The sequence below is a fragment of the Clostridium sp. 29_15 genome, from assembly GCF_001916075.1.
Classification (GTDB): Bacteria; Bacillota; Clostridia; order Clostridiales; family Clostridiaceae; genus Clostridium; species Clostridium lentum.
Genome location: NZ_MNRT01000014.1, coordinates 1 through 26,656 on the forward strand (window position 1 = coordinate 1; position 26,656 = coordinate 26,656).

At 28.9% G+C, this 26,656-nt stretch carries 18 protein-coding genes and 1 pseudogene; 16 read left to right on the forward strand and 3 right to left on the reverse strand.

Annotated features, from left to right (window positions below):
* Nucleotides 1–225: 225 nt before the first annotated feature.
* The 5 genes from pflB to BHW04_RS01200 all read left to right on the forward strand — a co-directional run bounded on the left by pflB (nucleotide 226) and on the right by BHW04_RS01200 (nucleotide 7,535).
* The gene (gene pflB, locus BHW04_RS01180) at nucleotides 226–2,478 is read left to right on the forward strand and encodes a formate C-acetyltransferase (RefSeq protein WP_022211923.1); all 2,253 of its coding nucleotides are present in this window, start codon (nucleotides 226–228) and stop codon (nucleotides 2,476–2,478) included.
* Complete coding sequence (gene pflA, locus BHW04_RS01185; RefSeq protein WP_022211922.1) at nucleotides 2,444–3,238, forward strand: pyruvate formate-lyase-activating protein; 795 nt, start codon at nucleotides 2,444–2,446, stop codon at nucleotides 3,236–3,238. Before pflB ends, pflA begins: the two co-directional genes overlap by 35 nt.
* 215 nt (nucleotides 3,239–3,453) lie before the next feature.
* A complete protein-coding gene (gene bsh, locus BHW04_RS01190) occupies nucleotides 3,454–4,440 on the forward strand; it encodes a choloylglycine hydrolase (protein ID WP_022211921.1) in 987 nt (328 codons plus the stop codon).
* 237 nt (nucleotides 4,441–4,677) lie between these two features.
* Complete coding sequence (locus BHW04_RS01195; RefSeq protein ID WP_022211920.1) at nucleotides 4,678–5,862, forward strand: M20 metallopeptidase family protein; 1,185 nt, start codon at nucleotides 4,678–4,680, stop codon at nucleotides 5,860–5,862.
* Nucleotides 5,863–6,158: 296 nt separating this feature from the next.
* The gene (locus tag BHW04_RS01200; RefSeq protein ID WP_022211919.1) at nucleotides 6,159–7,535 is read left to right on the forward strand and encodes an MATE family efflux transporter; all 1,377 of its coding nucleotides are present in this window, start codon (nucleotides 6,159–6,161) and stop codon (nucleotides 7,533–7,535) included.
* Nucleotides 7,536–7,577: 42 nt separating this feature from the next.
* Here BHW04_RS01200 and BHW04_RS01205 read toward each other — a convergent pair whose 3' ends face one another.
* Both BHW04_RS01205 and BHW04_RS01210 read right to left on the reverse strand, forming a co-directional pair.
* Entirely contained in the window at nucleotides 7,578–9,686 is a 2,109-nt protein-coding gene (locus BHW04_RS01205; protein ID WP_022211918.1) for a BglG family transcription antiterminator, read from the reverse strand.
* Between the two features lie 66 nt (nucleotides 9,687–9,752).
* Entirely contained in the window at nucleotides 9,753–10,010 is a 258-nt protein-coding gene (locus BHW04_RS01210) for a DUF4176 domain-containing protein (RefSeq protein WP_022211917.1), read from the reverse strand.
* Nucleotides 10,011–10,459: 449 nt separating this feature from the next.
* Here BHW04_RS01210 and glmS point away from each other — a divergent pair, with 449 nt between their 5' ends.
* The 8 genes and pseudogenes from glmS (at nucleotide 10,460) to BHW04_RS01250 (ending at nucleotide 21,385) form a co-directional block, all read left to right on the forward strand.
* On the forward strand, nucleotides 10,460–12,286 hold the full coding sequence (glmS, locus tag BHW04_RS01215; protein WP_186835412.1) for a glutamine--fructose-6-phosphate transaminase (isomerizing): 1,827 nt from the start codon (nucleotides 10,460–10,462) through the stop codon (nucleotides 12,284–12,286).
* 266 nt (nucleotides 12,287–12,552) lie between these two features.
* Nucleotides 12,553–14,388 (forward strand): PTS mannitol transporter subunit IICBA, encoded by a 1,836-nt coding sequence (locus BHW04_RS01220; protein WP_302631448.1) that lies wholly within the window; start codon nucleotides 12,553–12,555, stop codon nucleotides 14,386–14,388.
* A 40-nt stretch (nucleotides 14,389–14,428) separates the two neighbouring features.
* A complete protein-coding gene (locus BHW04_RS01225) occupies nucleotides 14,429–15,589 on the forward strand; it encodes a mannitol-1-phosphate 5-dehydrogenase (RefSeq protein WP_022211914.1) in 1,161 nt (386 codons plus the stop codon).
* A gap of 410 nt (nucleotides 15,590–15,999) precedes the next feature.
* The gene (gene nagA / locus BHW04_RS01230) at nucleotides 16,000–17,136 is read left to right on the forward strand and encodes an N-acetylglucosamine-6-phosphate deacetylase (RefSeq protein ID WP_022211913.1); all 1,137 of its coding nucleotides are present in this window, start codon (nucleotides 16,000–16,002) and stop codon (nucleotides 17,134–17,136) included.
* A gap of 41 nt (nucleotides 17,137–17,177) precedes the next feature.
* Nucleotides 17,178–18,084 (forward strand): annotated as a pseudogene (locus BHW04_RS01235) (PTS transporter subunit EIIC).
* A gap of 193 nt (nucleotides 18,085–18,277) precedes the next feature.
* The gene (locus tag BHW04_RS01240; protein WP_022211910.1) at nucleotides 18,278–18,856 is read left to right on the forward strand and encodes a TetR/AcrR family transcriptional regulator; all 579 of its coding nucleotides are present in this window, start codon (nucleotides 18,278–18,280) and stop codon (nucleotides 18,854–18,856) included.
* 169 nt (nucleotides 18,857–19,025) lie between these two features.
* Nucleotides 19,026–20,795 carry an oleate hydratase gene (locus BHW04_RS01245; RefSeq protein WP_302623264.1) on the forward strand — a complete coding sequence of 590 codons (1,770 nt, stop codon included), beginning with the start codon at nucleotides 19,026–19,028 and terminating at the stop codon, nucleotides 20,793–20,795.
* Nucleotides 20,796–20,950: 155 nt separating this feature from the next.
* A complete protein-coding gene (locus tag BHW04_RS01250) occupies nucleotides 20,951–21,385 on the forward strand; it encodes a GatB/YqeY domain-containing protein (protein ID WP_302633310.1) in 435 nt (144 codons plus the stop codon).
* A 34-nt stretch (nucleotides 21,386–21,419) separates the two neighbouring features.
* Here BHW04_RS01250 and BHW04_RS01255 read toward each other — a convergent pair whose 3' ends face one another.
* On the reverse strand, nucleotides 21,420–21,887 hold the full coding sequence (locus tag BHW04_RS01255; RefSeq protein ID WP_022211908.1) for a GreA/GreB family elongation factor: 468 nt from the start codon (nucleotides 21,885–21,887) through the stop codon (nucleotides 21,420–21,422).
* A gap of 234 nt (nucleotides 21,888–22,121) precedes the next feature.
* Here BHW04_RS01255 and BHW04_RS01260 point away from each other — a divergent pair, with 234 nt between their 5' ends.
* From BHW04_RS01260 to BHW04_RS01270, 3 genes are all read left to right on the forward strand, one after another.
* Nucleotides 22,122–24,422: an ABC transporter ATP-binding protein/permease gene (locus tag BHW04_RS01260; protein WP_302698587.1), complete on the forward strand. Its 2,301-nt coding sequence runs from the start codon at nucleotides 22,122–22,124 to the stop codon at nucleotides 24,420–24,422.
* Between the two features lie 107 nt (nucleotides 24,423–24,529).
* On the forward strand, nucleotides 24,530–25,132 hold the full coding sequence (locus BHW04_RS01265; RefSeq protein ID WP_302698589.1) for a TetR/AcrR family transcriptional regulator: 603 nt from the start codon (nucleotides 24,530–24,532) through the stop codon (nucleotides 25,130–25,132).
* A gap of 174 nt (nucleotides 25,133–25,306) precedes the next feature.
* Nucleotides 25,307–26,497, forward strand: coding sequence for a phosphopentomutase (locus BHW04_RS01270; protein ID WP_302698591.1), 1,191 nt, complete (start codon nucleotides 25,307–25,309; stop codon nucleotides 26,495–26,497).
* Nucleotides 26,498–26,656 lie beyond the last annotated feature (159 nt).

Here is a 26,656-nt window from a genome sequence, read left to right on the forward strand (position 1 = left end):
ACCACTAATTACATAATATAAACTGAATAATTTTTCTAAAAAACAAAAAAGAGGTCGTCTACATAAATGATTTAAAAATCATTTATGAGACGTCCCCTTTATTTTTTTTATTTGTATAATAAACTGTTTAAGGAAAATATTGACATAAATGATAAAATAAGATAATATTTTTCTTGAGTATAGTTTTCAAATTTGAATATGTTAATAATTTGTGGAGGAATGAAAATGTTAGAAAAAGAACAATGGGAAGGCTTTGAAGGGCGATTATGGAAAGAAGAAATCAATGTAAGAGATTTCATTCAAAAAAATTATAAACCATATGATGGTGATGAAAGTTTTCTTGCAGCTCCGACAGATGCTACAAACAAACTTTGGAGCAGATTACAAGAACTACAAAAGGAAGAAAGAGCTAAGGGTGGAGTACTTGATATGGAAACTGAAGTAGTTTCTAGCCTTACATCTTATGGTCCAGGGTATATTGATGAATCTTTAAAAGAACTTGAAAAAATTGTTGGTCTTCAAACAGACAAGCCTTTAAAAAGAGCTTTTATGCCATATGGCGGTATAAAAATGGCTGAACAATCCTGTGAAAATTATGGATATAAAGTAAATACAGAATTACACAAAATTTTTACTGAATATCATAAAACTCATAATCAAGCAGTATTTGATGCTTATACACCAGAAATGAAAAAAGCACGTCATAGTCATATAATTACAGGACTTCCTGATACTTATGGGCGTGGACGTATTGTTGGAGATTACAGAAGAGTTGCTCTTTATGGTATAGATCATCTTATAGAAGAAAAAACTAACGATTTTAATAATTGTGGCGATGGTACTATGACAGATGATATTATTCGTTTAAGAGAAGAAATTACAGAACAACGTAGAGCACTTGAAAATATGAAAAAAATGGCTGAAAGCTATGGATATGATATATCACAACCAGCAAAAGATGCTAAGGAAGCAGTTCAATGGTTATATTTTGGATACTTAGCTGCAATAAAAACTCAAAATGGTGCAGCTATGTCAATAGGGCGTGTATCTACATTTCTTGATATATATATTCAAAGAGATTTAGATAAGGGAGTTATTACAGAAAGAGAAGCTCAAGAATTAATTGACCATTTAACAATGAAATGTAGAATGGTTAAATATGCAAGAATAACATCTTATAATGAATTATTTTCAGGCGATCCTTCATGGGTTACTATTGGATTAGCAGGTATAGGTGTTGATGGACGCCATATGGTAACAAAGAATGACTATCGTTTCCTTCACACATTAGAAAATATGGGACCTGCACCAGAGCCAAATATTACTGTATTTTATTCTTCTGCACTTCCTGAAAATTTTAAGAAGTATGCAGCTAAGATTTCAGTAGAAACAAGTTCTATTCAATATGAAAATGATGATGTTATGAAACCAGTATGGGGAGATGATTATTCAATTTGTTGTTGTGTATCAGCTACTCAAACAGGGAAGGAAATGCAGTTTTTTGGAGCTAGAGCTAATTTAGCTAAATGTTTACTTTATGCAATAAATGGTGGTATTGATGAAAAATCAGGTAAACAAGTTGGACCAGAATATAAGGGAATAACTTCTGAATATCTTAATTATGATGAAGTTATTGCAAAATATGAACAAATGAGTGATTGGCTTGCAGGTCTTTATGTAAATGTTCTAAATTTAATTCAATATATGCATGATAAATATTATTATGAAGCAGCAGAAATGGCTCTTATTGATACAGATGTAAGACGTACATTTGCCACAGGTATTGCAGGATTCTCACATGTAATAGATTCTCTTTCGGCAATTAAGTATGCTAAAGTTAAGACAATACGTAATGAAGCAGGCATTGTTACAGATTATGAAATTGAAGGGGACTTCCCTAAATACGGTAATGATGATGACAGAGCTGATGAAATAGGTGTATATGTTCTTAAGTCATTCCTTGACAAAATCAAGAAGAGACACACATACAGAAATTCTGAACCAACAACATCAATTCTTACTATAACATCTAATGTAGTATATGGTAAATATACAGGTAATATGCCAGATGGACGTGAAGCTTGGACTCCACTTTCACCAGGAGCAAGTCCATCTTATGGAGCAGAAAATAATGGATTGCTTGCTTCATTAAATTCTGTAGCTAAATTACCATATGAATGGGCTTTAGATGGTATTTCAAATACACAAACAATTAACCCAACAGCACTTGGTCATGATAAAGAAGAACAAGCTGATAAACTTGTACAAGTATTAGATGGATATTTTGAACAAGGATCACATCATTTAAATGTTAACGTATTTGGTGTTGAAAAATTAAAAGATGCTATGGAACATCCTGAAAAAGAAGAATATGCTAACTTTACCATTCGTGTATCAGGTTATGCAGTTAAATTTATAGATTTAACAAGAGAACAACAACTTGATGTTATTTCTAGAACATGCCATGCAGAAATTTAATTTGAATAAAAATATAGCAAAAATTCATTCAATAGAAACTTTTGGATCTGTTGATGGACCTGGAGTGCGTTTTGTTGTTTTTTTTAATGGCTGTCATATGAGATGCAAGTTTTGTCACAATCCTGATACTTGGGATATTAATGGTGGTGAGGAAAGAACTGCTGATGAGCTTTTGACTCAAGCTTTAAAATATAAAACTTATTGGAAAAGTGGAGGAGGCATTACAGTGAGTGGTGGTGAGCCACTTATCCAAATAGATTTCTTAAATGAATTTTTTAAAAAGGCTAAGGCTAAAGGTGTTCACGTAACATTAGATACGTCTGGAAATCCATTTACAAGAGAAGAGCCTTTCTTTAGCAAGTTTAAGGAGCTTATGAATGTAACTGATCTTGTAATTTTGGATATTAAAGAAATAGATGAATCTAAGCATAAAAAACTTACAGGATGGAGTAATTTAAATATTCTTGATATGGCTAAGTATTTATCAGAAATTAACAAACCAGTATGGATTCGTCATGTATTGGTACCAGGTGGAAGTGATAATGATGAAGAATTGATAAGACTTAATGAATTTATCAAGACTTTAAGCAATGTAGATCGTGTAGAAGTAATTCCTTATCATGACCTTGGAATTTTTAAATGGGAGAAACTTGGTATTGCTTATCCTTTAATTAATGTAAAACCACCTACTAAAGAGAGGGTAGAAAATGCTAAAAAGCTTCTTTATACAAGTGAATATAGAGGGTATTTATCACGATAAATAATATCATGCAACATATAAACCCATGAAAAGCAAACTTTTGATTTTCATGGGTTTGTTTTATCTTAATAATAAATGAATGAATAATGTCTTAGTAGAGAATACTAAGTTTATCTGATAATTAAAAAATAATAATAGAAAAATTATTTTAAGAAATTAGGATAGATTTATAGATTTTTTAATTTAAGATAAAATTTACTTTGGAGGAGATAAAAATGTGTACAGCGTTAACGTTATCAACTAAAGATGGTTATAATTTATTTGGTAGAAATATGGATTTGGCATATTCATTTAATCAAGCAGTAACATTAGTTCCTAGAAATTATGAGTATAGAGATAGAGTTACTGGAGAGATAAGAAAAAATAAATATGCAATATTGGGTATGGCCAGTGTTATAGATGATTATCCAGCTTTTGCAGATGCATTTAATGAAAAAGGATTAGGGTGTGCAGGACTTAATTTTCCAGGATATTTTCACGCAGAAGAAAATGAAGTTCATGGAAAGAAAAATATAGCACCATATGATTTAATTTTATGGATACTATCAAATTTTCAAACAGTAGATGAGGTTTTAAATGAAATTAAAAATATAGAATTAGTGGCAATACCAATTAATGAAAAAACACCTCTTCCAACACTTCATTGGATAGTTTCAGATACTAATGGAAAATCTATAGTTATAGAAAAAACAAAAGAAGGATTTAAAACTTATGATAATCCAATTGGAGTTTTAACTAATTCACCAACATTTGGTTGGCATTTAACTAATTTAAATGAATATATGAAAACCACACCTGTTCAACCAGAAAATGTGAAATGGGGCAATAAAGAATTAAGACCTTTAGGGGTAGGGATGGGTACAAAAGGGTTACCAGGAGGACTTTCTGGAGTTGATAGATTTGTAAGAATAGCATATTTAAAATCAAAATTTCCAGTATCAGAAGATTTATTATCAGGAATAAGTCAATTTTTTCATATGTTAAATAATGTAGCAATGCCTAGAGGTGCTGTAATTAGTGAAGGATCAGATGATATTACTTTATATTCTTCTTGTATGTGTCAACAAAAAGGCATTTATTATTATTCTACATATAACAATAATGGAGTTAGTGCAGTTGATATGAATAAAGAGGATTTAGATGGTAAAGAAATTAAAAGGTTTGAGTATTTAGATAAATTAAATATAATATATCAAAATTAAATTACCTAAAATTTAATTATTGAAGCAAATTTTTATTGTGATAAATTTTATCATAATGATACTTAAAAAAGACCCTCAAATATATATTTTTGATTAATTTTAAATTAAAAGAGTAGGGTCTAGATTTTAAAAAAATTATTAAAAATAAATTTCTTTTTTGTTTACAATTATTTAATTGACTTTGAAAATAAAAAGTATAATATTAAGTTTATAAAATAAAAATAAAGAGGTAAACATATGAAAAAATTTATAGAACAAGCAAAACTTATAAAAGAAGAAATTATAAGCTATAGAAGAGTAATTCACAGTAATCCAGAGGTAGGTCAAGAGTTACCAAAAACTAAAAAATATGTTATGGATAAATTAGTTGAATTTGGATATTCTCCTGAAGAAATTTGTGAAAGTGGAATAGTAGCTACAATTAAAGGAAACAAACCAGGAAAAACTTTTTTATTAAGAGCAGATATGGATGCACTTCCTATAGCTGAAAAAACTTCATGTGACTTTAAGTCTACTAATGGATGCATGCATGCATGTGGACATGATATGCATACAGCAATGTTATTAGGAGCAGCAAGATTACTTAAAGAAAATCAAGATGAGATAGAAGGAACTATTAAATTAGTTTTTCAACCTGATGAAGAAGGATTTACTGGTTCTAAGAAAATGATAAAGGCAGGGGTACTTGAAAATCCTAAAGTTGATGCAGCTTTAGCAATGCATGTTCATTCAGGAACACCTTCAAATGTTGTATTATGTGGTTTAGGAACTAGTATTGCAGGGTGTAATAGATTTAGAATTGTTGTAAAAGGAAAAGGATGTCATGGAGCTATGCCAGAAACAGGAATAGATCCAATCAATATAGCTGCACATATCTATTTAGCAATTCAAACTATTTTAACTAGAGAAATATCAGCTACTGAATCAGCTGTTGTTACAATAGGTAAATTTGTAGGTGGAGATGTACCAAATGTAATACCGGAAGAAGTTGTTATGGAAGGAACTATAAGAAGTTTAGATAAAGAAGTAGGGGAATTTATTTTTGATAGAATGAATGAAATAGTTACTTCTACAGCTAAAATGCTTAGAGGAGAAGCAGAATTGATAGAGTTATCATCTGTACCACCATTAGCAAATAATGATGAATTAGCTCATGAACTTACTGGTTATATGAAAGATATAGTTGGAGAAAAAGCAGTTGTTTTATTTGAGCAAGGTGGAATGGGTTCAGAAGATTTTGCTTCTTATTCATATGAGGTTCCAAGCGTATATATTATGTTAGGAGCTGGTACAAAGCAAGAAAATAGTTTATATGGAGAAGCTATGCATAATGAAAAGGTAGTTTTCAATGAGGATATATTACCTACAGGAGCAGCTATACATGCATATAGTGCTATAATGTGGCTAAAAAATAATAAATAATTAAAATTAATAAATCCAGATATACTTAAATAATTGTATATCTGGATTTTTATGTGTGACTACTATATTCAATAACTTAATGGTGAAAGTCAGTTTGTAGGCTTAGTACTAGAACCACTAGTTAATGACAAAGTTATCTACTATGAGGTGGAAGAGTAAAAAGAAATTTACGAAAATATAATAAAATTTTGTAAAAAATAATTATGTGAAATATATGGAAATTGTAGACATTATATAATAATATATCTTTGGAGTAATAAAAATTAAGGAAAATATAAAGAGAGAGGTTATGGGTTATGAGAAAAAGTGAAATGAGAGATATGACCAAAGGAAATGTTTTCAATATTATTTTAGGCTTTGCAATTCCATTATTATTAGGAATGTTATTTCAACAGTTTTATAGTATGGTTGATACAATTATTGTAGGTAAATATTTAGGGGTAAGTGCATTAGCTTCTGTAGGGTCTACTGGGTCAATAAATTTTATGATAATTGGTTTTTGTATGGGTGTTTGCAATGGGTTTGCCATACCGGTGGCACAAAAATTTGGAGCAGGAAATTTTAAAAAACTACGTAAGTACGTCTTTAATAGTGGTTTTTTAGCTATAGTATTTTCAGTAGTCATGACATTGATAGTTTGTGTGTTTTGTAGACAAATTTTAATAGCCATGAGAACACCAGAAGATATAATTCAAGGGGCTTATAGCTATATATATGTGATTTTTCTAGGTATACCAGCAACTTATTTATATAACTTGTTATCTGGAATTATAAGATCACTAGGTGATAGTAAAACGCCACTTTTCTTTTTGATAATATCATCTATAATAAATATAATTTTAGACTTATTTTTAATTATCTATATGCATATGGGAGTAGCTGGTGCTGCTTGGGCAACAGTTATAGCTCAAGCTGTATCAGGTATATTATGTTTAATATATATGAGAAAAAAATATTCAGTTCTAAAATTTGAAAGTGATGAATTGAAGATTGATGGATATTGTATAAGAAGATTATGTTATATGGGAATACCTATGGGGCTACAGTATTCTATTACTGCTATAGGAAGCGTCATACTGCAAGCAGCAGTAAATGGTCTTGGATCTATAATTGTAGCAGCAGTAACAGCAGCGGGAAAAATTTCTATGTTTTTATGTTGTCCATTTGATGCATTAGGGTCTACAATGGCTACATATACAGGACAAAATATTGGTGCTGGTAAATTAGAACGTATAAGTGAAGGCATAAAGAAGAGTATGATAATTGGTTCAGTTTATTCAATTGTTGCTTTAATGATATCTGTTTTTTTTGGCAAGAGCTTAGCCCTTCTTTTCGTAAATGAAAATGAAATAGAAATACTTGCAAAGGTAAGTGAAAATTTAATTATCATAGCAGCTTTTTATATTCCTTTATGCATAGTAAATGTAGTACGTTTTACTATCCAAGGAATGGGATATTCAACTTTTGCTATATTAGCAGGAGTGTGTGAAATGATTGCTAGAGCATTATGTGGATTTATCTTAGTTCCTATTTTTGGCTATGTTGCAGTATGTTTAGCAAGTCCAGTAGCCTGGATTTTTGCTGATGCATTTCTTATTCCAGCGTATAAATATGTAATAAATAAAAGCAAATGTGAAATGAAAATAAAGTTAGTTGAAGCAAAAAATATATAAGAAAGAATCTGGGGATGTCGCATAATGCGACATCCCTATTCTTTATTTAATAGTTGATTTTACTTTATTTTTATAAAAATAAGTAAGTTTTTTTTCAATTTCTCTTTTTATATCATGAATACTTCCTGTTTTTATTATTTCTGAAAAATACAGATTTTCTATTAATTCACAACTTATTTCACTCATAACTTCTAATTCTATTTGTTTTGCATTTTCTGGTAATAAAGAAAGCATTGCAGATTTAATTTTTTTTCCATCTATTAGTAATTCATCTTTTAGTTGAATTACTCCAAATTTACATTCTTTAATTACATCACTTTTACAATGTAAAAGCATTAAGTCATATCCTTTCAGATATGTAGTTCCTAATTTTTCACGTTGTAATAATCTATTTTCTATGTTTATTCTATCTTCTTCATTATCGCTAAATAATTTACTGGACACATAAATTAAATCATTTATATCTAAAACCGTTTTCACTTCTTTCAAAATTATATTTGATAACAGATTAATAATAATATCACCTAAATTAGATATTAATTGTATTTCTTCTTTTCCAAATATTTTTTTTTCAGCTTTTTTAGATACCATATTTATTTTGTTATCCAATATTTCTTTTGTAAAATTTTTTAGTTTCAATTTATCATCTTCTGATAACAATGGATTTACTGATATACATTTATAATCTATATCTAATTTTACAGTAGAAATTATACAATCTATACCTTGATTTTTTAAACTATCAATGTCTATATTAATAATAGAAATTCTATCTTTAATGATTATATTATTAAATGATCTTTGTATATCACTTGATAAAAGCCTAGATGTCCCAACGCCAGATGGACATGCTACTACAGCTATTATTTTTTCTTGTTCTAAAGTTCTTTGTATTGCAGCTGCAAAATGTAATGTTATGTATGCAATTTCAGATTCTGATATCTTAGAGATATTAACTATATTTTTTAGTATTTCACATGCTTTTTCACAAGCTTTAAAAATTTCATAATATTTTTCTTTAATACTATCAAGCAATGGATTTCTAATATTAAGATTCATGGTTAACCTACTTATAGCAGGAACTAAATGATTAGATAAATCTCTATTTAATTTATCTTTATCTATTATATCTATTTGGAAATCGTTTTCTATACTGGCAATAATAGTACTTGATATTTTTCTAATATCCAAATTATTTAAATCTATGTTATCTTCAATTTTATTTAGTGATAATTTTGCACCTTTAATGTGCATGGTGATATATCCCATTTCATCTCTTGATATTTCTATACCTAATTCTTTAGATAAATTATTAGCAATTTTTTTTGCTATTTTAAATTCATCCATATTTTCTAATTCTAATAAAACATCTTTATCCATAATTATTGTATCGCCATTTTGCAATCTCTTTATTACTAAAGTTAAATGTATTATTAGTCCTATGTAGGAATTATCTGATAACTTAAATTCATATTTTTTCTCTATATTATTTAGTACATTTTGAATAGCTTTTATTAAGTCTTCCTCTACAAAATCTAGTAATTTATTTTCCAATGTTAAATCCTTAAGATTTTTATCTATTTCATTATTATTACCTAATAAATCTATAATTTTATTTTGTCCTATAGCACTATATAAAATATTTGATAATACTTTTCTATAATTTTCTTCAGAACCTTCTAAATAAATTCCAACACCTTGTCTTTTTATAATTTTAATATTAAATTGATTTAACCAATTTTCTAATTCATATAAATCGCTATTTAAAATTCCTTCAGATATTTTTAAATTTGAAGTAAAATAATATGATTTTAATGGAGTTTTATTAAGTATTAATTCTCCTAATATTATTCTTTTTCTTTCTTCTTTAGTGTATTCTTTTTTTATATTTTCAAATTCTAGTAATTCTAATATAAATTCTTTGTTTTCTAAACTTTCATCAATAATTAGACCTACTCCTGGTTTTTTTATAAAATTAAAGTCATTTTCATAAAGCCATTTCTCCACATTAGGCATATCCCTTAATACAGTTCTATTGCTTAATCCTAATTTTTCTGCAATATTAGAAATTGTTATAAAATCAGTATTATTAGGACTAGTTAAAATTTCTATTATTTTCTTTTGTCTTAATGTTAAAGCATTTTTTTTCATTAAATATCTCCTAAAATAAGCTATAATTTTTAGATAAAAGATATTTCTTATCTAAGTTTATTATATCTACTTATTTAAATTTTTTAAAGCTAATTTAAAAGCATCTTCTTCTAAATCTAGATATCCTTTAAAAATAACTTGCTGTATATCAGTATTATTAAATAAAAATGTATATCCTAATCCTAAATAACCTTCTGGATATAATACACCTAAGTAATCCCAGATTTTATTTTCTGATTGTTGTATTTGTTTTCTACCAATAATCATAAGTTTTTTATAACCATTTTTTAAAACTACTATAGAGCCTAGTGGCAATAAATTCATTATATTATATTCTCCTTTTATTAATTATTTGATTATTTACAATTATATGGTTTATTTGATATAAAAATATTAATGCAAAAATATTATTGATATGATATAATTTTAAACGAGAGGTATAAAATTTTAAATAAGTTGGTGAGAATTATAGAAGAAAAAATTTTAAAAAAATAATAAAAGCGCCAGAACTTAGTAAATAAATTAAAACATTTACTAAGTTGACGAGGTTGGGGAATATCGAGATTTTCGGCGGATGCCCCACAGTACTTGTATGCTACTGTTAAAGATTGACAAACCTAGAAAGTGATTTCTAGAACAAATTCAATTGGGTATACAACCTTCATTTAAGATTTTTGATTTCTGAGAACATTATACCTCTGTATTAAATTTATGTTAGAACAGAGTCTTGAAGAAGTAAAATTATTTTTATAAATGTAAGGGAGATTTTTAATATGTGTGGAATAGTAGGATATGTTGGAAATAAAAATGCAACAGATTTTTTAATAGAAGGATTATCTAAGCTTGAGTATAGAGGTTATGATTCAGCAGGGATAGCTGTAATTAATAATGGTGAAGTAGAAATAGTTAAACACAAAGGACGTTTAGCTAATCTATCAAGAGAATTAGAAAATAATCCTGCTGAAGGAACAATAGGAATTGGACATACTAGATGGGCCACTCACGGTGAGCCATCAGATATTAATTCACATCCTCACCAAGCTTCAAAAGGAGATATAACTGTAGTTCATAATGGTATAATTGAAAATTATGCTGAATTAACTAAATTCTTAAAAGATAAAGGATATGAGTTTAAATCAGCTACAGATACAGAAGTTATACCAAATTTAATTCATTACTATTACAATGGTGATTTATTTGAGGCAGTAGCTAAAACTATAGAAAGATTAGAGGGAAGTTATGCTTTAGGAGTAATTTGTGGTAATGAACCAGATAAAATAGTAGCAGTAAGAAAAGATAGCCCTTTAATAGTTGGGCTTGGAGATAATGAAAAATTTATAGCTTCAGATATTCCAGCTGTTTTAAATTATACAAGGGATATCTATCTTTTAGAAGATAAAGAAATTGTTGTTATAACTAAAAATAGTGCAGAAGTATTTAATTTAAATGGAGAGAAAATATCAAAAGAAATTTATAAAGTAACATGGAATGAAGATGCAGCTGAAAAAGGTGGATATGATTCATTTATGTTAAAAGAAATTCATGAACAACCAAAGGCTATTAGAGATACAATGACAGGAAGAGTTTTATTAAATGATAAAGTTAAATTTGAAGATTTCAATTTAACTTTAGAAGAATTAAATGAAATTGATAGAATTTATATAATAGCATGTGGTACAGCTTATAATGCTGGATTAATGGGGAAAGTAGCCATAGAAAAATTAGCTAAAATTCCAGTTGAAGTTGAAATAGCTTCAGAATTTAGATATAGAGAACCATTAGTAACTAATAAAACTTTAATAATTACATTAAGTCAATCTGGGGAAACAGCTGATACTTTAGCAGTTTTAAGAGATGCTAAGAAAGTAGGAGCTAAAACTTTAGCAGTAACTAACGTTGTTGGAAGCAGTATTTCAAGAGAAGCTGATAATGTAATTTATACTATGGCAGGACCAGAAATTGCTGTTGCATCTACTAAAGCATATACAACTCAAGTTGTAGTAATGAATTTACTTGGAATGTATTTTGCTGACTTAAAAGGAATTTTAGATAAAGATGTGGAAAAGGAACTTAAAGAATCTTTATTAAGTTTACCTGAAAAAATTGAAGCGGTGCTTGAAATGAAATCACAAGTTGCTGAAGTAAGTAAAATATTAGCGGAAGAAACAGATTTATTCTACTTAGGTAGAGGAGCTGATTATGCACTAGTTATAGAAGGTGCATTAAAAGTTAAAGAAATATCTTATGTTCATTCTGAAGCATATGCTGGTGGTGAACTTAAACATGGAACAATTGCATTAATTGAACCTGGAACAAAGGTTATAGCAGCATTAACTCAAAGTCAATTAAAAGATAAAATGATTAGCAACATAAGAGAAGTTAAATCTAGAGGAGCTGAAATAATTGCAATTGCTTATGAAGATGAAGAATTAGATTTAACAGTATTTGATAAAGTATTAAGAATTCCTAGAACTTCTAATATGATAGCACCTATTTTAGGAGCGGTTCAATTGCAATTAATAGCTTATTATGTAGCAAGTGAAAAAGGTTGCGATATAGATAAACCAAGAAACTTAGCAAAATCTGTTACAGTTGAATAATAAAATAATAAATAAAAGGTTAAGCATAATTATTATATGTGCTTAACCTTTTATTTAATTTATAACTAAAAACATTGCTTTATTAGTGACAAAATATAAGGTATTGTTAAAAAAATAATTTGTCACTAATATTAAGGACAAGTTGTAATTATCAATTTGTTGATGTAAACGTATATATAAAATAAAATAAACTTGTAAGCGATAGATTAAAATTTCAAATACAGCTTATAGATAAATATGCTATCAAGTTTAGGAGGAAAATAAATATGAAGGAAAAGATTCAGAAGTTTGGAAAGTTTCTTAGTGGTATGGTAATGCCTAATATAGGAGCATTCATAGCTTGGGGATTTATTACAGCATTTTTTATTGCCAGTGGATGGTTTCCAAATGAAAAATTAGCAGGACTAGTTGATCCAATGTTAAAATATCTTTTACCAATATTAGTTGGATACACTGGTGGTAAAGTAGTAGCTGGAGTTCGTGGTGGAGTAATTGGTTCAATAGCAACAATGGGAGTTATTGTTGGAGCTGATATTCCAATGTTTATAGGTGCTATGATAATGGGTCCATTAAGTGGATATATTATTAAAAAGTTTGATAAAGCAGTTGAAGGTAAAGTACCAGCAGGGTTTGAAATGTTAGTTAATAACTTTTCAGTTGGAATAATAGGTATGATACTTGCAATAGTGGGATTCTATGCAGTAGGACCATTTGTTGTTATGATGACAGGGGTATTAAAAGGTGGAGTAGAATTTATAATAAGTAAAGGGTTATTACCTTTAGTATCAATATTTATAGAACCAGCAAAAGTTTTATTCTTGAATAATGCAATCAATCATGGAATTATAGGACCAATAGGAATCGAACAAGCTCAAAATATGGGTAAATCAATAATGTTCTTATTAGAGTCAAATCCAGGACCAGGACTTGGAGTGTTATTAGCATATTGGATGTGTAGTAAAGGTGCAATGAAAGAGTCAGCACCAGGAGCAGCAATAATTCATGCTTTAGGTGGGATTCACGAAATTTATTTCCCATATGTATTAATGAATCCATTATTACTTTTAGCACCAATAGCAGGTAGTGCGGCAGGAATATTAGTATTTTCAATATTTAAAGTAGGTTTAGTTGCAACACCATCACCAGGAAGTATATTTGCAATATTAGCTTTAGCACCAAAAGGTGAAATGTTAGGAGTACTTTTAGGAATTTTAGCAGCTGCAGCAGTTTCATTCCTAGTAGCAGCACCTTTAGTAAAAAAAGCAGCAAATAATATGGAAGATGAAACTAAAGAAGAGAGCAACTTAGAAAGTAATGTTGATGTAATTAAAAGAGATGTTATAAATAAAATAGTATTTGCATGTGATGCTGGAATGGGATCAAGTGCAATGGGTGCTACAAAATTTAGAAATAGAATAAAGAAATTAGGATTAAATATAGAAGTTACAAATTCTTCAGTAGATACTATACCAAGTGATGCTGATTTAGTTGTAAGTCATGTTAAGTTAATTGAAAGAGCAAAGAAGAATTCACCACAAGCTGAACATGTATTTATAGAAAACTTCTTACAAGATAAAAAGTTAGATGAATTATTTAATAGTTTACAAGCAAGAACAAATGGAAATGTTAAAGTTGCAAAAGAAGTAGCAGCAACTAATGAAATTGTAGAAGCAAAAGAAACTTCAATATTAAATAAAAATAATATAGTTTTAGGTTTAGAAAGTGTTTCAAAGGAAGAGGCAATAAAGAGAGTAGGTGAAATACTTGCAAAAGAAGGCTATGTGAAAGAAGAATATATCCAAGCTATGCTTGAAAGAGAAGAAATAGTTTCAACATATATAGGGATGGGAGTTGCTATACCACATGGTGTTGGAGAAGCTAAAAAAGAAGTAAAGAAATCAGGAATAGCAGTACTTCAATATCCGAATGGAATTAAATTTGGTGATGAAGTAGCTTACTTAGTAGTGGGTATTGCAGGTGTTGGAGATGAACATTTAACTATATTATCTAATATAGCAATGTCATTAGAAGATGAAGGTTTAGTAGAAAAGTTAAGAAAGACATATGATGTAAACGATATATTAAAAGTATTTAATAAATAATTAATTGTATAAATTATTAAAGTAAATGGAGGGAAATAATATGAAAAGGGCGATTCAATTTGGAGCTGGAAACATAGGAAGAGGATTTATAGGAGCTTTATTATCTAAATCAGGATATCATGTAGTATTTGCAGATGTTAACGAAGAGATAATAAGCAAGATTAATGAAGATAAATGTTATACAATTCATATAATGGATGTTGAATGTAAAGATGAAAAAGTAGAAAACATTAGTGGTGTTATATCAACAAGTGATGAAATATTAGAAGAAATTAGAACATCAGATATAATTACAACTGCTGTAGGTCCTGTAGTATTGCCAAGAATAGCATCAACTATAGCTAATGGAATTAAGTTAAGAAAGATAACAGGTGTAACTAGTTATTTAAATATAGTAGCTTGTGAAAATGCAATAAAAGCAAGTTCACAATTAGAAGAAGAAGTTAAAAAATATTTAAATGAAGAAGAGATAGCGTATTTAAATGAATATGTAGGTTTCCCTAATTGCTCAGTGGATAGAATAGTACCACCAGTTAAAAGTGAAAATATATTAGATGTAGTTGTGGAAAATTTCTATGAATGGAATGTAGAAGAAAAAGCATTTAAAGGTGAAATTCCTAAAATATATGGAATGAATTTAGCTGATAATTTAATGGCATATATAGAAAGAAAATTATTTACATTAAATACTGGACATGCAATAACAGCTTATTTTGGATATTTAAAAGGTTATAATACTGTTGATGAAAGCATAAAAGATGAAGTTATCCACGATTTAGTTAAAAAGGCCATGATAGAAAGTGGACAAGGACTTATAGCTAAATATAATTTTGATAAAGAAGAGCATTTTAAATATATAGATAAGATAATTGGAAGATTTAAAAATCCATATTTAAAGGATGATGTAGCTAGAGTTGGAAGAGAGCCTTTAAGAAAATTAAATGAAAATGACAGATTAATTAAACCTCTAATGACAGCAAAGAGTTTTAATTTAGACATAGACAATCTATTATTAGGAGTTGGAGCTGCTCTTAATTATAATAATGAAGAAGATAGTCAAAGTGTAGAACTTCAAAGCCTAATTTCTGAAAAAGGTGTTAAAGAATCGTTAGCTCATGTAGCTAATTTAGCACAAGAACAAGAAATTTTGTCTAAGGTTGAAAAATATTATAATGAAGTGAAAAATATAATTAGTGCTTAATTTAATATAAATATTAAGAGTGATACCTCATAAATGATTTAAAAAATTTGTGAGGTATCATTTTTTTAGATATATTTACTTATTCAAGATATAGATACAATTATTAAGCATATGAAAAATATCATCATTATAGACAACCTTGTTTACATAAATGATTCTCTGTAGGTTATTCAAAGTTGGTAAGTGGTGCTACTGTATTAATTTAAATAGACTAGTTAAGCGTGAGAAAAGAGCAATAAGTATCATTATTGTATTATGACTCTTTTTTGAAAGTTTGGTATTTTAGAAAAATAACCACAAATAATCCATCAACTATGTTACAATTACATTTTGATGTAACTCTTATAATAGATAAAGAAATAGAGGAAGCATTAGAAAACTTATAATTGTTAACTAAAGGAGTTTTACTAATGATAATTAAAAATTGTAAAATTATATATAAAGATAAAATTGAAGAAGGATCAATATTAATTAAAGATGGTAAAATAGAAAAAATAAATACAGAAGATTTTAAAGGAGAGGTTTTAGATGCTAAAGGTTTATATCTTTCTCCAGGATTTATAGATGTACATATACATGGTGCTGGTGGATATGATACTATGGATGGTACAGTAGAAGCTCTCAATACTATAGCAAAGGTAATAGTGGAGCATGGAACTACATCTTTTTTACCAACAACAATGACTGTATCAATTGAAGATATTAATAAAGCCATGAAGGTCATTAAGAAGCTAAAAGAAGAAGGAACAGAGGGAGCAAATGTTTTAGGTGCACATTTAGAAGGACCATTTATCAGTCCCAAAGCCATTGGTGCTCAAAATCCTAATTTTCTTTTAAAGCCATCCATAGAATCATATGAAAAAGTAGTTGATGGATGTAGTGATGCTGTTGTATCACTTACCTTGGCACCGGAAGTTGAAGGAGCTAAGGAACTTATAGAGTATACTACATCTAAAGGTATAGTTTGCTCCTTAGGACACACAAAAGCTACTTATGAGGAAGTAATAGAAGGAATCAACTGGGGAATTAGCCATTCAACGCATTTATATAATGCAATGACAGGTTTTAACCATAGAGAGCCAGGATGCGTAGGAGCAATATTTGATACTGATATTACAACAGAAACAATAGCTGATGGAATTCATATTTCATATCCAGCATTAAAGATAGCTTATAAAGTTAAAAGCACTGATAAAGTAATGTTAGTAAGCGACTCAATGATGGCTTGCTGCATGAGAGATGGTTGTTATTCTTTAGGTGGTCAAGATGTTGAAGTGATAAATGGTGCTGCTAGACTAAAAAATGGAGCCTTAGCTGGTTCAGTATTAACCATTGATAAAGCTGTTGCTAATGTATATAAAAATTGCGGAATACCTTTATATGAAGCAGTAAAGATGGCTACATATAATCCAGCAAAACACTGTAATGTTCATAGTTATAAAGGTTCTATAAAAGAAGGTTATGATGCAGATTTATTGTTATTTGATGAAAATATAACAATAAAGAAGGTATTTGTCAAAGGGAAAGAAGTTTATACTGAAAGATAATTTTTATCTTATCAAAAGAAAAAAGGGGAAATATTATTATCATGAAATATTTGCAAAAGCTAGGTAAATCATTAATGCTTCCAGTAGCATGTTTACCAGTTGCCAGTATACTTATGGGAATAGGATATTGGATAGATCCAGCAGGGTGGGGAGCTAATAATTTAATAGCTGCTTTTATGATTAAGGCAGGTAGTGCTCTAATAGACAATATGGGAATTCTTTTTGCTATAGGTGTAGGTATTGGGATGTCAGATGATAATGATGGGACAGCAGGTCTTGCAGGTCTTGTTTCATGGTTGATGATGACTACTTTATTATCAACTACTGCTGTTGCCATGTTTAAAGGTGTAGATGTATCTGAAGTACCAGCCAGCCTTTGGTAAGATACAGACTCAGTTTACAGGTATTTTAGCAGGGATTATTGGAGCTACTTGTTATAATAAATTTAAATCTGTTAAGTTACCAGCAGGAGCTTTAGCAATGTATCATTGTGCAAATAAGAATAAGAAAAAAGTAGTATATGGATTATTACTTGCAGGATCAATTTCGGCATTCTTTACAGGTGTTACTGAGCCGTTAGAATTTGCCTTTATGTTCTTAGCACCAGGACTATATTTTATACATGCAGTATTAAGTGGAATTTCTGCTGTAATATGTACAGTACTTCCTGTAAGAGTAGGATTTGTAGACTGGGTATTAAGTTTTAAGGCACCAATGGCTGAAATTATCTTAGAAGGTTTAGGTGGAAAAGAAAATATTATTTCTATTGATAATTGTGTTACAAGATTGCGTTTAGAAATTAAAGATAAATATAAAATAAACGAAAAGCTTATTAAATCCTCTGGGGCTTCAGGTATAATAAAACCAGGTAAAAAGAGCATTCAAATTATCATTGGAACAAAAGTGCAATTTGTATGTGAGGAATTAAAAATATTATATTCAATGTAAGATAAAAAAGGGGCTGTCTAATAAATTATTTTTAAATGATTTATGAGACAGCCCCTTTTTATATATGAAAAACTAGAATATTAAGCTTTATTTTATATTATGGAATATTTACATTTATCTGTGGTACAATTATTTAGAAAGTTATGGAAAAAATATTAGCTATTTTAGCTGGTTAAAGATGGGAGGTTAACATATGTCAGAAATAACTAAAAGGGCTTTTGCAAGTTCGTTGAAAAAGATGTTAGCAAAAAAACCATTGGAGAAGATAAGGATTATAGATATTACAGAATATTGTGGGGTAAACCGTCAGACTTTTTATTATCATTTTAAAGATATATATGATTTACTGGAATGGGTATACACTAATGAAGCCACTAAAGCTTTAGGCGAAAAAAAGACATACGAAACATGGCAACAAGGGTTTAAGCAAATATTTCAATATATTGTGAATAATAAAGAATTTGTCTTAACTACTTTTAATTCTGTCAGCAGAGAATATTTAGAGAGATATTTATATAATGAAGTATATTTATTATTAATTGGTGTAGTAGAGGAAAAGGCAAAAGGCATTCCTGTTAGAGAAAAGGATAAATCCTTTATTGCTGATTTTTATAAGTATGCTTTTGTTGGAATTGTTTTAGACTGGATTAAGAGTGGTATGAAAGAAGAGTCAGATAAAATTATTGAAAGGCTTAATAAACTTATATATGGTAATATGGAAGAAGCGTTGGAAAGGTATAGAACAGACAAGACATATTCATATAAGAAATAAGATTAAAATAGACAAGTGCTAGCATTTGTCTATTTTTTTTACACTTTTATGAATGTGGATAAATATTAGACAGAGGAAAGATATTGTCTATATTAAAGAATATTAATAATCAGTAATATGAATTTATAAATAAAATAAATTATTGAGATAAATAGTGGGAGGCAATTATATGTATTATAGCAATGGAAATTATGAAGCATTTGCTAGACCAGAAAAACCAGCAGATGTAGAGAGAAAATCAGCATATTTAGTTGGCGCAGGGTTAGCTTCACTAGCTGCTGCATGTTTTTTAGTTAGAGATGGCCAAATGAAAGGTGAGCATATTCATATTTTAGAAGATGGAAATCTTCCAGGTGGTGCTTGTGATGGTATTAAAGATAATGAAAGAGGATTTATAATTCGTGGTGGACGTGAAATGGAAAATCATTTTGAGTGTTTATGGGATTTATTTAGATCAATACCTTCTCTAGAAATAGAAGGGGCCTCAGTGCTTGATGAATATTATTGGCTAAATAAGAAGGATCCAAATTATTCATTAATGAGAGCTACTGTCAAGAGAGGTGAAGATGCTCACACTGATGGCAAGTTTGGATTAAGTGATAAAGCTGCATTGGAGATAGTTCATTTATTCTTTACTAAAGATGAGGATTTATATGATGTAAAGATAAAAGATGTTTTTAGTAGTGACTTTTTTCAGTCAAATTTCTGGTTATATTGGAGGACTATGTTTGCCTTTGAGGATTGGCATAGTGCGTTAGAAATGAAGTTATATATACAAAGATTTATCCATCATATTGGTGGATTACCAGATTTTAAAGCTTTAAAATTCACTAAATATAATCAATATGAATCATTGATTTTACCAATGATAAAATATTTAGAAGCTCATGAGGTAAACTTTCAATATAACACTACTGTTACAAATGTGCTATTTAAAAAAGAAGGTAGTAAAAAAGTAGCTAGTAAAATAATATGTACTCATAATGGGAAAGAGGAAAGCATTGATTTAGTTGAAGATGATCTTGTTTTTGTTACTAATGGAAGTTGTGTAGAAAATTCTACTTATGGTGATAATGATCATGCAGCAGTTTTGAATAATAAGGAAGGTGCATGTTGGAGATTATGGAGAAACATTGCAGCACAGGATAAATCTTTTGGAAATCCTGATAAATTCTGTACTAATATAGAAGAGACAAATTGGGAATCGGCGACGATAACAACTTTAGATGAGAAGATTCCGCCATATATCGAAAAAATATGCAAGCGTAATCCATTTAGTGGTAAGGTTGTTACCGGAGGTATAATAACTGTTAAGGATTCATCTTGGTTAATGAGTTATACATTAAATAGACAACCTCATTTCAAGGAGCAAAAAGATAATCAATTAGTTGTATGGGTATATGGATTATTTACAGATGTGCCAGGAGACTTTATCAAGAAACCAATGAAGAACTGTACTGGTTATGAAATTACTCAGGAATGGCTATATCATTTAGGTGTACCAGAAGATCAAATTGCAGAAATGGCTAAGCAGTCAGCAAATTGTGTTCCATGCATGATGCCATATGTTACTGCTTTTTTTATGCCAAGAACTGCAGGAGACAGACCTAAGGTTGTACCAGAAGGTTGTGTAAACTTTGCCTTCTTAGGACAGTTTGCTGATACAGTAAGAGATACAGTATTCACTACAGAGTATTCTGTAAGGACAGCAATGGAAGCTGTTTATACATTACTTAATGTGGATCGTGGAGTTCCAGAAGTATTTGGTTCTTGTTATGATATTAGAGTGCTTTTAGATTCAACTTCAAAGATGATGGATGGAAAGAAGCTAACAGATATAAAACTATCTCTATCAGAATCAATAGCACAAAAGACTATGATGAAGAAGGTTTCAGGAACGGTTATTGAAGAATTGTTAATGAAATATAATTTAATATAGGGAAAGATAAGCTGTATCAAGTGGATATAGCTTATTCTTTACTCAATTAAATTAGGTACAAGCAAAGTCGCATATTGTAATGAATTATGTTATAATTTAGTAAAAATATTGGAAAGAGGTGAAGTGTTAGTATTTATGATACTAACGTAAAAGCTATGTTAAAAGAAATATTAAAAAAAGATGAAATATCAGCTATGAAAGCAAGAGATAAGGCTAAGGTAAGCGTATTAAGACTTGTTAATGCTGAAATTAAAGCATATGAAGTTAATAATAGAGAAGATATTTCAGATGAAAATGTAATAAAGATAATAGAAAAAAGTATAAAACAAAATAAAGAGGCTTTAGAGTATGCAAAGCAAGCTAATAATGAAGAAAAAATAGCTGAAGGAAACTTTGCTATAGAAATTTTAACACCATATCTTCCAAAGCAATTAACTGATGAGGAAGTTAATGAAATGCTTAAAGAAATTATTGAAAATGGTAGTTATACAGTTGCAGATATTGGAAAAATAATGAAGGAAATAATGCCAAAGATTAGTGGGAGGTTTGATAGATCAAAAATTAATTCAATGGTAAAAGCATTATTATAATTTAGAAAACAATAATGGACTAAAGATTAAATCATTAGTCCATTATTTCTATAATTTCAATTGTATAGTTATCACCTGGAGCATTAACTTTCACTATATCTCCAGCTCTTTTTCCGCTCAATGCTCTTCCTAAATCAGACTCTATGCTGATAAGCATATTTTCAGGATCCATATCCATAGTTGTAACAAGCGTTATTATATCTTCAAAATCATCTTCAATAAACTTAATTTTAGCTTTACTATTAATTCCAAGAACAGATTTATCTAAGCTACTTTCATCTATTACAGTAGCAGTTGAAATCATGGTAAGTAGGTATTGTATCCTATTATCATTTTCTCTATATTCAGCACAAGCTGCTTTATACTCAGCATTTTCAGATCTATCTCCATGAGCAGCAGCAATCATTTTTTCTTTTGCTATTTCTGCTCTTTTCACCGTCATTCTATAATCTAATTCATCTTGTAATTTTTTTATATTTTCTATAGTTAATTGGTTATTCATTATTAAAAGCACCTCCCTAGAAGTATATTATATAATATTTTTATTTAAATGAAATACAAAAAATATATATTGGTAAATAATATTAAAGTATTTATATTTAAAAGTGAAACTTTGTTAAATTTAAGTAAATTGGATAGAATATTGATTGACATATGAAAATGTGTTATATATACTTTAGATGAATATGACACCTTGTCATAATATATATATAATTGGCAAAATGAGGATAAAGGTATGTTACAATTAAAAAATATTAAAAAGACATATAAGATTGGAGAAATTGAAACTCAGGCTCTTAAAGGTGTATCAGTTGCATTTAGAGAAAAAGAGTTTGTAGCTATATTAGGAACTAGTGGTTCAGGAAAGACAACTTGCTTAAATATTATTGGCGGATTAGATAATTATACTGATGGAGACTTAATACTAAATGGTAAATCTACTAAGGATTTTACAGAAAAGGATTGGAATAGCTATAGGAATAATTCCATTGGTTTTATATTTCAAAGCTATAATTTAATTGGACATTTAAGCATTGTTGAAAATGTTGAATTAGGTATGACTTTAAGTGGAGTAAGTGCTAAAGAAAAGCATGAAAAGGCATTAGAAGTTCTTAAAAAGGTAGGCTTATCAGATCATTTACATAAAAGACCTAATCAATTGTCTGGTGGGCAGATGCAGAGAGTTGCCATAGCAAGAGCTCTTGCCAATAATCCTGACATAATATTAGCTGATGAGCCAACAGGAGCTTTAGATACTGAAACATCAGTAGAAATTATGAACCTTATAAAAGAAGTGGCAAAAGATAAGCTAATTATCATGGTAACACATAATCCAGAGTTAGCTCACCAGTATGCTGATAGAATAGTTGAATTTAAAGATGGAAATATTATTTCTGATAGCAATCCATATGATGAGAAGAATTATGAAAATAGTGGATTCAAGCTTAAAAAAACAAGCATGAGCTTTGCAACTGCTTTAAAGCTTTCATTTACTAATATTAAAACAAAAAAGGGTAGGACAGCTCTTACTGCTTTTGCTTCTAGTATAGGAATAATCGGTATTGCTACCATAATGTCATTATCTTCAGGATTCCAAGAGCAAATTAACAAATTCCAAAGTGATAGTTTTGCATCATTTCCTATTATGATAACGCAAGAAACTAATGAAATTGATATTGATAAGATTTCAGCAATGCAGAAGGAAATGCTAGGTATTACTGAAAATGAAAAAAGTTATAGTGATGCTAAAGAAGTTTATAGCTATAGTACTGATGAATATGTAATGACTCACAAAAATGTATTTACAGATGAATATATTGATTATATAGAAAATATTAATCCTGAATATGTTCAAAGTATAGGGTATACAAGAATAACTGGAGTAAATCTTTTAATGGAGCAACATGGTAAAGTGGTTCCGGTAAATACTAAAGATATTAATTTTGTATCATATCCAAAGGCTTTAACAAAAGAGGGGGAAGGGTATTTAGAAACAAATTATGATTTATTAATTGGAGAGTATCCACAAAATGCTAATGAGGTAGTATTAGTTATTGATGATAAAAATCAAGTACAAGACACTATTTTAAGGGCATTAGGATATGATCAGAAAACTATTTCTTTTGATGATTTATTAGGGTTAAGACTTAAAGCTATTTTAAATAATGACTATTACAGTGCAACAGATATGGGTATTTATACAATGAATACTAATTATGAAGAAATGTATAGCTCAAATAATGCAATTGATTTAAAAGTTGTTGGAATAATTAGAGGGAAAAAGGATGCAGGACTTGCAATGCTTATGCCAGGACTTGCATATTCAGATGAACTTTCAGAGATAATAATTGCAGATTCTATGAATTCAGATATTGTAAAATCACAGAAAGAAGCAGATTTTAATGTTTTAACTTTTGAAAAGGTTGATGAAACTACTAAGGAGCAGCTTATAGCATATTTAGGGGGAAATTCAACTCCATATATGATAAGTATATTCCCAACTTCATTTGATAATAAAGACTTTGTTGTGAAATATTTAGATGAGTATAATGAAGGAAAAGATGTTGAAGATCAAATTGTATATACTGATTTAGCAGATACTATAATGAGTATGACCAATGGAATAATGACAGGCATAACTTTGGTTTTAATTGCTTTTGCAGGAATATCATTAGTTGTTTCATTAATAATGATTGGAATAATTACTTATACATCAGTTTTAGAAAGAACGAAAGAAATTGGTATATTAAAAGCCTTAGGTGCTAGTAAAAAGGATATAACAAGAGTATTTGATGCTGAAACATGTATATTAGGTGTATTTTCAGGAGTATTAGGGATAGCTATAGCATACGGTCTAACATTCCCTATAAACTCAGTTATTTACAAAATGACAGATCTTAAAAATGTAGCTCAGCTTCCAGTAGTTTATGCTGTAATGCTTGTAATTATAGGTACAATTCTTACTATGCTTGGAGGACATATTCCAGCCAAGATGGCATCAAAGAAAGATGCAGTTGAAGCTCTTAGAAGTGAATAGTTTAAAATAAATAATAGCGGCTTTCTTTTGAGAGCCGCATTAATATTTATAAATATAAAATAATAAATGATATAATATATATTATTTTTATAGATGGGAGCTATTATATGCCGACTAATACTTTTTTTAATTTAACAATAGAAAAGAAAGAAAGGATTATAAATGCAGCCAAAAGTGAATTTGTAGAATATTCTTTTAATGATGCATCTATTAATAGAATTATAAAGAATGCTGAGATTTCAAGAGGATCATTTTATATGTATTTCGAAAATAAAGAAGACTTATTTTTATATATATTAGATGGATATAGAGAAGAAGCTTTAGCTGAAATAGTTAGTAGTCTTAATGGTGAGAAGTGTGATATATTTCAAATGGGAATTTATATTTATGATTATGCTACCAGTGAATATCTTAGTAAAGAAATGTATGAATTTATTATAAAGACATTACATAAGGTGGATATGAATTTGATCAATTATTTTTTTAGACTTGATTGTAGAGAAATTAAACTTAACGTTGCTAAAAAGTATATAGATTTATCTAAGATAGTTTTTACTGATGATGAAGAACTTTTAAATATATTAGAAGTAGTAGAAAATACAATGATTACGGAATTGATAGCTGTACTTTTAGGAAAACATAATTGTTCTATAGGAAAAGCAAAGCTTATTGGCAAATTTAATATTATAAAAAATGGAGTATTAAAATAGAGAATGATAAGCTAATGGATATGAATACCATGAAGTAAGAGTTCATCAAATGTTTATGAATATAAAAATAAGACTATAAAAAAGATAGGTTATATTATACAATATAAATGTACATATATAAGAGAAAAAATGAGGAAAAATATAAATAATAAATTAATTAAAGGGGATAAGAATATGAAAAGATATAATAGAATATTTACAATAGTTATAGATTCTTTAGGAATAGGAGCTATGGATGATTCGAAGGAATATGGCGATATAAATGTAGATACACTTGGACATATAGCAGAATCAGTAGATTCTTTAAATATTGCTAATCTTCAAAGAATGGGGATAGCAAACCTACATAAAATAAAACATGTAGCAAGTATAGAAAATCCACTTGGATATCAAATGAAATTAAAAGAAGTAAGCGTTGGTAAAGATACAATGACAGGTCATTGGGAAATGATGGGTCTTCATATAACTAAACCATTTAAAACTTTTACAGATACAGGATTTCCAAAGAATCTACTAGATGAATTAGAAGTAAAAACAGGACATAAGATTGTTGGAAATAAAAGTGCTAGCGGGACAGAAATATTAGATGAATTAGGAGAGCACCAAATGAAAACAGGAGACATGATTGTTTATACTTCTGCAGATTCAGTTCTTCAAATTTGTGGTCACGAAGAAACTTTTGGATTAGATGAATTATACAGATGTTGTGAAATAGCAAGAGAAATAACTTTAAAGGATGAATGGAAAGTTGGTAGAGTTATAGCAAGACCATACGTAGGCGAGAAAAAAGGTGAATTTAAGAGAACGAGCAATAGACATGATTATGCTTTAAAGCCATATGGTGAAACAGTTTTAAATGTTTTAAAAGATAATAATTATGATGTTATATCAGTAGGAAAAATAAGTGATATCTTTGATGGAGAAGGAATCACTGAAAGCCACAAATCAAAGAGTTCAGTTCATGGTATGGAGCAAACTTTGGAATTGATGGATAGGGATTTTAAAGGATTATGTTTTGTTAATTTAGTTGATTTTGATGCTTTATGGGGACATAGAAGAAATCCTAAAGGATATGCAGAAGAGTTAGAAAGATTTGATGTAAACTTAGGAAAAGTACTAGATAAGTTAAAAGAAGATGATTTATTAATAATTACAGCAGATCATGGTAATGACCCAACTTATAGTGGAAGTGATCATACAAGAGAATATGTTCCGTTTTTAGCATACTCTCCATCAATGAAAAATCATGGCCAATTAGGAACTGGTAAAAGTTTTGCAGATATCGGTGCAACAATAGCTGATAATTTTGAGGTGCAAATGCCAAAGGGTACAATTGGAAAATCTATTTTAAATAGCTTAAAATAAGGTTGAAAATTAGAAGCCTTATTTTATTGAAAATCTCTTTGTAAAATTTAAAAAAAATATTGTAATTTGTATAAATAAGTGTTAGTATGAGTATAAGCAGTGTATACTGCTATTTAAATAAAGTTTCTTTAATGTAATGGTTTCTCGTAGTTTAAGAGA

What these genes read in the sequence shown, in the direction of transcription:
- pflB (WP_022211923.1), top strand. Translation starts at nt 226, where the DNA reads ATGTTAGAAAAAGAACAATGGGAAGGCTTTGAAGGGCGATTATGGAAA.
- pflA (WP_022211922.1), top strand. Translation starts at nt 2,444, where the DNA reads ATGTTATTTCTAGAACATGCCATGCAGAAATTTAATTTGAATAAAAAT.
- bsh (WP_022211921.1), top strand. Translation starts at nt 3,454, where the DNA reads ATGTGTACAGCGTTAACGTTATCAACTAAAGATGGTTATAATTTATTT.
- BHW04_RS01195 (WP_022211920.1), top strand. Translation starts at nt 4,678, where the DNA reads ATGAAAAAATTTATAGAACAAGCAAAACTTATAAAAGAAGAAATTATA.
- BHW04_RS01200 (WP_022211919.1), top strand. Translation starts at nt 6,159, where the DNA reads ATGAGAAAAAGTGAAATGAGAGATATGACCAAAGGAAATGTTTTCAAT.
- BHW04_RS01205 (WP_022211918.1), bottom strand. Translation starts at nt 9,686, where the DNA reads ATGAAAAAAAATGCTTTAACATTAAGACAAAAGAAAATAATAGAAATT.
- BHW04_RS01210 (WP_022211917.1), bottom strand. Translation starts at nt 10,010, where the DNA reads ATGAATTTATTGCCACTAGGCTCTATAGTAGTTTTAAAAAATGGTTAT.
- glmS (WP_186835412.1), top strand. Translation starts at nt 10,460, where the DNA reads ATGTGTGGAATAGTAGGATATGTTGGAAATAAAAATGCAACAGATTTT.
- BHW04_RS01220 (WP_302631448.1), top strand. Translation starts at nt 12,553, where the DNA reads ATGAAGGAAAAGATTCAGAAGTTTGGAAAGTTTCTTAGTGGTATGGTA.
- BHW04_RS01225 (WP_022211914.1), top strand. Translation starts at nt 14,429, where the DNA reads ATGAAAAGGGCGATTCAATTTGGAGCTGGAAACATAGGAAGAGGATTT.
- nagA (WP_022211913.1), top strand. Translation starts at nt 16,000, where the DNA reads ATGATAATTAAAAATTGTAAAATTATATATAAAGATAAAATTGAAGAA.
- BHW04_RS01240 (WP_022211910.1), top strand. Translation starts at nt 18,278, where the DNA reads ATGTCAGAAATAACTAAAAGGGCTTTTGCAAGTTCGTTGAAAAAGATG.
- BHW04_RS01245 (WP_302623264.1), top strand. Translation starts at nt 19,026, where the DNA reads ATGTATTATAGCAATGGAAATTATGAAGCATTTGCTAGACCAGAAAAA.
- BHW04_RS01250 (WP_302633310.1), top strand. Translation starts at nt 20,951, where the DNA reads ATGTTAAAAGAAATATTAAAAAAAGATGAAATATCAGCTATGAAAGCA.
- BHW04_RS01255 (WP_022211908.1), bottom strand. Translation starts at nt 21,887, where the DNA reads ATGAATAACCAATTAACTATAGAAAATATAAAAAAATTACAAGATGAA.
- BHW04_RS01260 (WP_302698587.1), top strand. Translation starts at nt 22,122, where the DNA reads ATGTTACAATTAAAAAATATTAAAAAGACATATAAGATTGGAGAAATT.
- BHW04_RS01265 (WP_302698589.1), top strand. Translation starts at nt 24,530, where the DNA reads ATGCCGACTAATACTTTTTTTAATTTAACAATAGAAAAGAAAGAAAGG.
- BHW04_RS01270 (WP_302698591.1), top strand. Translation starts at nt 25,307, where the DNA reads ATGAAAAGATATAATAGAATATTTACAATAGTTATAGATTCTTTAGGA.